This window comes from Bacteroidota bacterium (assembly GCA_018698135.1).
Lineage (GTDB): Bacteria > Bacteroidota > Bacteroidia > CAILMK01 > JAAYUY01 > JABINZ01.
In genome coordinates this window covers 1-7,363 of sequence record JABINZ010000265.1, presented here as the reverse complement: position 1 = coordinate 7,363, position 7,363 = coordinate 1, and the positions used below count along the sequence as shown (strand labels likewise).

The 7,363-nt window shown below is 35.6% G+C and carries 4 protein-coding genes; all 4 read left to right on the top strand.

Features of this window, described 5'->3' with window-relative positions:
* Positions 1–217 precede the first annotated feature (217 nt).
* Positions 218–691: a hypothetical protein gene (locus HOG71_16360; GenBank protein ID MBT5992421.1), complete on the top strand. Its 474-nt coding sequence runs from the start codon at positions 218–220 to the stop codon at positions 689–691.
* Between the two features lie 10 nt (positions 692–701).
* Positions 702–3,119, top strand: coding sequence for an endonuclease MutS2 (locus HOG71_16355; GenBank protein MBT5992420.1), 2,418 nt, complete (start codon positions 702–704; stop codon positions 3,117–3,119).
* 263 nt (positions 3,120–3,382) lie between these two features.
* Entirely contained in the window at positions 3,383–5,992 is a 2,610-nt protein-coding gene (gene gyrA / locus HOG71_16350) for a DNA gyrase subunit A (GenBank protein ID MBT5992419.1), read from the top strand.
* A 109-nt stretch (positions 5,993–6,101) separates the two neighbouring features.
* Positions 6,102–7,363, top strand: a 1,262-nt coding sequence (locus tag HOG71_16345) for a hypothetical protein (protein ID MBT5992418.1), incomplete at its 3' end; no start/stop codon positions are given.

Below are 7,363 nucleotides of genomic sequence, written 5' to 3'. Positions count from 1 at the left end.
GTTATTCCCATTTCTTAAAATATTCCAAATCAATTCGATTGCAACTATTAATTGCCTAAGCGTGTACCTGTCATCTATATTGTGGAAAACTCAGAAATTGAATAAAATTACTTGCTATGTTTGTCCCTGATTAGTTACAAATAATTATATATCTAGCTTCTTAAATCTCATTTATTTCTTCTAGCATGCATTATATTTGCACAAAAATCATATAAGCATGACTTGGATTATAGTGTTGTTAATTGTTGGCGTTATCCTGTTTTTTGTAGAACTGTTTTTCGTTCCAGGCACAACTGTAGTAGGTATTTTAGGATTTATCCTAATTGCTTTGGGAATTTACTTTGCCTATGCTGATTTGGGAAATAAAGTCGGACACATCACTTTGGCAGCAACCATATTATCCCTTGTCGTAATCATAATTCTTGGTGCTAAATCGAATGTTTGGAGTAAGTTATCAAACAAAGATCATATAAGTGGCAAAGCAAATGTTATTGAAAAGGATATAGTAAAGGCAGGAGATAAAGGCATTGCCATTTCAGATATTAAGCCTATTGGAAAAGCACGAATAAATGAGAAGAATTTTGAAGTTCGTTCATTGGGAGAGTATATTAGCACCAATACAGAACTGGAAGTGCTTAAAGTTCAGGGTAATAGAATTACAGTAACCGAACTTAAAAAAGAGGCATCCTAAAGGATATAGGGTGGAAGCTGCCAATCAAACATATTTTGAAACATACCCAGCTGATTTAGAGCAAAAACTCGAATTCAATCAAATTAGGGCTTTATTAGCCGAATTGTGTATTTCAGAACTTGGAATCAAACAAGTCGAAAATATTAAATTACTCACTTCAAAAGACCTTATTTCCAGATTACTAGATGAAACAAGCGAATTCAAATACATATTAGAACAAGCCTATTCTTTTCCTACAGTTAATTATTTAGATATTGCTCAGGCTCTGAAAATTTTATCTATTCAAGGTTCAACCTTAGAGGCAAGTGAATTTTATCGGATATTATTATTTCTATTAACTGTTCAAAAAATATTCAAGTTTTTTACTAAATATCAAGCAGAAATCCCAGTTCTCAATCAAATTATTCTAGGTTCTGAATTTAATGAAGAGTTAATTAGTAAGCTGGATTCTGTTTTAGCTGAAGGAGGAGATATTAAAAATAATGCTTCTAAAGAGCTTTCTGACATCAGGAAAAAAATCAATAAGACTCAATCAGAGATGGAGCAGCGTTTCCAGAAAGTGTTAAGCTATTGCCGAAACAATAAATGGCTACATGACGAGGAGCAGAGTGTCAGAAGAGGAGATAGGGTGTTGGCAATCGATTCTAAATATAAGCGAAAAGTGAAGGGGCTTATTTTGGACGAATCGGCTACCGGTAAAACGGCATTCATACAACCTGAAGAGGTTGTAGAGTTGAATTACAAATTGTATGAGCTCTTTCAGCAAGAAAAAAAGGAAATACAACGTATACTCAGGGAGTTATCAGATTATTACAATCCTTATGTTTCCTTACTTTCTCATTATCAATTCCTTTTGGGGCGTTTCGATTTAATCCGAGCAAAAGCAAAATTAGCTGTTTCCTTACATGCTATTGCACCCAAACTAGCCGATACTAATCAAACCGAATTGGTTGATGCTTTTCATCCGTTGTTATTTTTGAAAAACACTAAATTGAAGAAGAAAACCATTTCTCTCAATTTAAAATTAGATACTGACAAAAGAATATTAATTATCAGTGGCCCGAATGCCGGAGGAAAATCTGTATGCCTTAAAACTGTTGGTTTGAATCAATTAATGCTGCAAGCAGGGATGTTAATTCCTGTTCACCCAAATAGTTGCATGGGCATTTATAAGCAATTATTTGTTGATATAGGTGATAACCAATCCATTGATAATGATTTAAGTACCTACACCAGCAAGCTTTCTTATATGAAGCATTTTCTGGAAAATTCCAGTGCTAATGCACTCATTTTAATTGATGAATTTGGTTCAGGAACAGATCCTCAAATAGGCGGTATTATAGCTGAAACAATGCTTGAAAATCTGAATGAAAAAAAAGCATTTGGAATAATTACAACACATTATACAAATTTGAAGGTTTATGCTGCCGAAAACGAAGGTATGCTCAATGGAGCCATGCTATTTGATTTGGATACATATTCACCTACCTATCATTTAGAAATTGGCAGACCAGGTAGTTCGTATGCATTTGAATTGGTGCAAAAAATTGGATTTGGAAATACTTTTATCAAGCGCATTCGAAGCAAAATTCAAACGAATGAATTGAATTTGGATAGTTTATTGGTTCGCCTGCAGGAAGAAATGAAACAGGTCGAAATGCAATCAGCTGATATTCTGAAACAAAAAAAGCAAGCTGATCAATTAATAGAAGAAAACAGGAAACTCAAATACGAATTAACAGAAAGTAAAAGCAAAATACTACAGGAAACGCAGGAAAAGGCAAAAAAATATCTTGACAATACCAATAAGCATTTCGACAAACTCATTAACCAATGGCAATCTGAAACCAACACAGAGCTAAAATCTGAAAAGAAAAAAGAAATACAAGTAAAGCTTCAGCAGGAAAAAGAAGTTGTTCAAAAACAAGAAAAAAAACAGAAGAAACCGAAGCCACTTAAAATAAACAAATCTAATATTGCGGTTCAAGTTGGACATCAGGTCGTGTTAGACGATCGAACTGATATTGGCATGGTTGAATCTATTGATAAAAAGAAAGCCGTAGTCATATTCGGCAACATACGTGCTAAGGTTGAATTAGAAAGGCTGCTTGTGGTCGAAAACAAAGACCAGCCATCCATGGCGAGTAAACCAAAGCTTATTGTTTCAACAGAACGAGATAATTCATTTAGTCCTGTTATGGATGTTCGTGGACAAAGAAGAGACGAAGCGCTCTTACTAACAGAAAAATTTATAGATGATGCCTTACTCCATCATTACAAATCGTTACGGATAATTCACGGACACGGAGATGGCATTTTAAGAGCTGCTATTCGTGATAGTTTAAAAAACTACAACTTCATTGCAGAAGTAAAAAGTGAAAGTGCTCAAAATGGAGGAGAAGGAGTCACAATTGTTGAACTTGAATAGGTCTTTTTGACAATTGAAGCAGGCAAAATGTGTATACCCAAAATGAATTTAGAAAAGCCCATCAAACACCTCTTCCCAAGTAGCTGAAATTCAACAAGCTACAACAACTATTTTTTACACAATTATTGTTAATAATTGCCGCTAATCTTATCAGGTTAGCAGCTTAAATAATTGTATGTTTGCAGCAACAATAAAAAAGGCATTTTAACAAATGTAACAAACTAATTGTTAATGCTTTAAAGTTAATAAAAGAGCTTATTTTTATGGGAGAATTTCAAGGAAGGGTAATTACGGTAGACGTTAACGAACAAATGAAGTCTGCTTACATCGATTATTCGATGTCTGTAATTGTATCACGTGCTTTACCCGATGCCAGAGATGGATTAAAACCAGTTCACCGCAGAGTTTTATTTGGAATGCGAGAATTGGGTGTATTACACAACCGATCATATAAAAAATCCGCCAGAATAGTTGGTGAGGTTTTAGGAAAGTATCACCCACATGGTGACACATCTGTTTACGATACAATGGTACGTATGGCTCAACCATGGTCATTACGTTATCCGCTTGTTGATGGACAAGGAAACTTTGGTTCAGTAGATGGTGATAGTCCGGCTGCTATGCGTTATACTGAAGCCCGATTAAAAAGGATTGCTGAGGAATTGTTAATTGACCTGGAAAAGGATACTGTTGATTTCCGACCCAACTTTGATGAGTCCTTAACAGAGCCCACCGTATTACCAGCTAGATTTCCAAACTTATTGGTAAATGGAGCTTCCGGTATTGCAGTTGGTATGGCTACTAACATGGCACCACACAATCTCACTGAAGTTATTAACGGCACACTCGAATATATTGATAACTCCGAAATTACCATAGAGGAGTTGATGAAATTCATCAAAGCTCCTGATTTCCCAACCGGAGGTATTATTTATGGATACACAGGTGTAAAAGAAGCATTTGAAACAGGTAGAGGACGTATTGTTATGCGTGCAAAAGCTGTTATTGAGGAAAAGGAGAATGGACGAGAACGAATTATTGTCTCTGAAATACCTTATCTGGTGAATAAAGCGTCCATGATTATGAAAACCGCTGATCTGGTTATGGACAAAGTAATTGACGGAATCTCGGATATTAGAGATGAATCGGATAGGGATGGTATGCGTATCGTTTATGAACTTAAACGAGAAGCCAACTCTCAAGTAGTGCTAAATACCTTGTTCAAATACACACAGCTACAGTCTTCATTTAGTGTGAATTCGATTGCTCTGGTAAAGAACAGACCAAGAAATCTGAATCTAAAAGACCTGATTTCAGTTTATGTAGAGCACAGGCACGAAGTGGTTGTCAAACGTACAGAGTATGAACTTAAAGAAGCACAAAAACGTGCTCACATTCTTGAAGGTTTAATTATAGCTGTCGATAATATCGATGAGGTAATTGCGATTATTCGTGCATCAAAAACACCTGATGAAGCAAAAGCTGGCTTAATTGCGAAATTTGAGTTATCCGATTTGCAATCCAAGGCCATACTCGAAATGAGACTTCAAAGACTTACGGGTCTTGAAATAGACAAGTTAAGAGCAGAATATGCTGAGCTAATGGATATCATTAATAGATTGAAGGAAATATTGGCCAGCAAAGAAATCAGGATGCAAATTATTAAAGATGAGCTTCTTGAAATCAAAGAAAGATACGGAGACGAGAGAAGAACTGAAATACAACATAGTGCTGAAGACATTGATATTAAGGATATTATTCCAAATGAAGAAGTAGTCATTACTATTTCAAACAATGGATATATCAAACGAACTGTACTAACTGATTACCGAACTCAACATAGGGGAGGGCGTGGAGCAAAAGCAGCAAACAAAAGAGATAACGACTTCTTTAAGCATATTTTTATATCAAAAACACATAATTACCTATTGCTGTTTACTGATCAGGGTAAATGTTATTGGTTAAATGTATACGAGATTCCTGAAGGTGAAAAAGCCACAAAAGGCCGACCCATTCAGAATGTGGTACAGCTCCAAAAGGATGAAACCATCAAAGCATTTGTTTCGGTAGAAGACATTAAAGATGAAGAATATCTGAACAATACCTATATTGTTTTTGCTACTCGTAAAGGAATTATCAAGAAAACAACACTGGAGGCGTATTCCAGACCACGTCAGGGAGGAATAATTGCCATTACCATCAATGAGGGCGATGAATTAATTGAAGCCCTTAAAACAGATGGAAATAGCTTCTTAATGCTGGGTTCTAATTATGGACAATCCATTCGATTCCACGAAACGCAAGTTCGTCCAATGGGTAGAGGTGCAGCCGGAGTAATCGGACTTCGTTTATCAACCAAGTTTGAAGACGACTTTGTGATTGGTATGTTGGCCGTACAGGATACGACAGATACCATCATGGTTGTTTCTGAAAATGGATATGGAAAACGCTCCGCAGTTGAAGATTACAGAATCACCAAACGAGGTGGTAAAGGAATCAGAACACTTAATATTACAGAGAAAACAGGTAAGCTAGTTGCAATTGGTAATGTCACTGAAGAAGAGCAACTCATGATTGTAACCCGTTCAGGAATTGCAATCCGTATGAAAATTTCCAATGTTAGAACAATGGGGCGCGCTACACAAGGTGTTCGATTGATTAAAATCCATGAAGGTGATGACGTGGCTAGTGTGGCACGTATTGTTGCTGGAGAATTTGAGGAAGAGGTTGAAGATGAAAATGCAGATTTGGTAGTTGATATGAACGAACAGCAGTCTGAAGAAAGTCCTGAAATTATCGAAGATGAGAACGAATCAGAAACTGAAACCGATGAGGATGAAGTTGAAGAGAATGATGAAGCAATTGATGAGTAAGCGTATTTACTAATAATTTATGGTCAAATACTCATTCATAAGGCTAAATTTGATCCTTGACAGTATATTTGAATTGTATTATCAATAAAAATCAATTAAAAACATAATTATGAAACAACTTAGCATTTTACTTCTTGGACTGATGCTAACAGGAGCAATTGTAAATGCCCAACCAGCCAAGAGAACGTCAGCATGGACGTATTTAAATGACAAACAATATGGCAAAGCCATCAGTGCCATAAATGAAGCTGCCAAACACGAAACAACCATTCAGGATGCGAAGACATGGCATTTCAGAGCCATGATTTATCATGATGTGGCTATTAATTCTGATACGGCTGTGCAAGCTTTAGCAACTGATCCATTAACTGAATCCTTGGAATCGATTAAAAAGTGTAGTCAATTTGATGTAAAAAAGAAATTCAAAGACAAAAACAAATTGATTCTTAGAGACTTAGCCTTGTTTTTCTTCAATACGGGTATTGACAAATACAATATTGCTGTGCAAAATATGGGTAAAGAGGGAAATATAGCAACTGAAAATTTCACCGGTGCTTTAAGCCGCTTCGATCAATACTTTGAAACTGTGAAACTTATGGAGAAAGATTCCGTATATGTTATCTATGAATTAGCCAAGTATAATATCGACTACATGGATATTTACCAGTATGCAGGAACAGCAGCCGATCAAATAGGACAGAAGCAGCGTGCAAAAAGTATTTATAACGGATTGGTAACCAATAAATTCAGTGGTGTTTTAGCTTATATCAATTTAGCAGACATTTATCTGGAAGAGGAAAATGTTGATAAAGCTCTGGAAGTTATCGATTTAGGGAAAGTTAATGTTACTGATGAAGAGAATGCAAAAGACTTAACTATTAAGGAGCTACAGATTTATCAAAAAGCTGGTCGCTTAGATGATTTAATTTCCAAATTGGAAAATGCATTAACAGCTGATCCTGAGAATCCTAATCTGGCTATTACACTTGCTGAATCTTATTTTACAATATCTGAGAAGTTCTCAGACGATAAAAAAGTAGATGAAGCAGAATTGTTCAGGTCGAAAGCAATTGAGACGTTTAACAATTCTTTAGAGCTTTTAGGTGATGAAGATAACGAATTGAGATTTTTGATCAACAATAAGATAGGAACCATTTATTTCAATAAAGGGGTTGACATTTACAATGAGTCGTTAAACCTAAGAGATGCAGCTAAAGAAGATGCAGCAAAAGTGCAATACATGAAATTTTTTGAAGATGCCATTCCTTACCTGGAAAAATCGATGGAATTGAAACCTGAAGACAAATCAGCTATTCCATTATTGATAAATATTTACTTGCGTAAAGGAAATATGGAGAAGGTAGGGGAATT

Excerpts from the sequence above, each read along its gene's own strand:
- gyrA (MBT5992419.1), top strand. The coding sequence starts at position 3,383 with ATGGGAGAATTTCAAGGAAGGGTAATTACGGTAGACGTTAACGAACAA.
- HOG71_16360 (MBT5992421.1), top strand. The coding sequence starts at position 218 with ATGACTTGGATTATAGTGTTGTTAATTGTTGGCGTTATCCTGTTTTTT.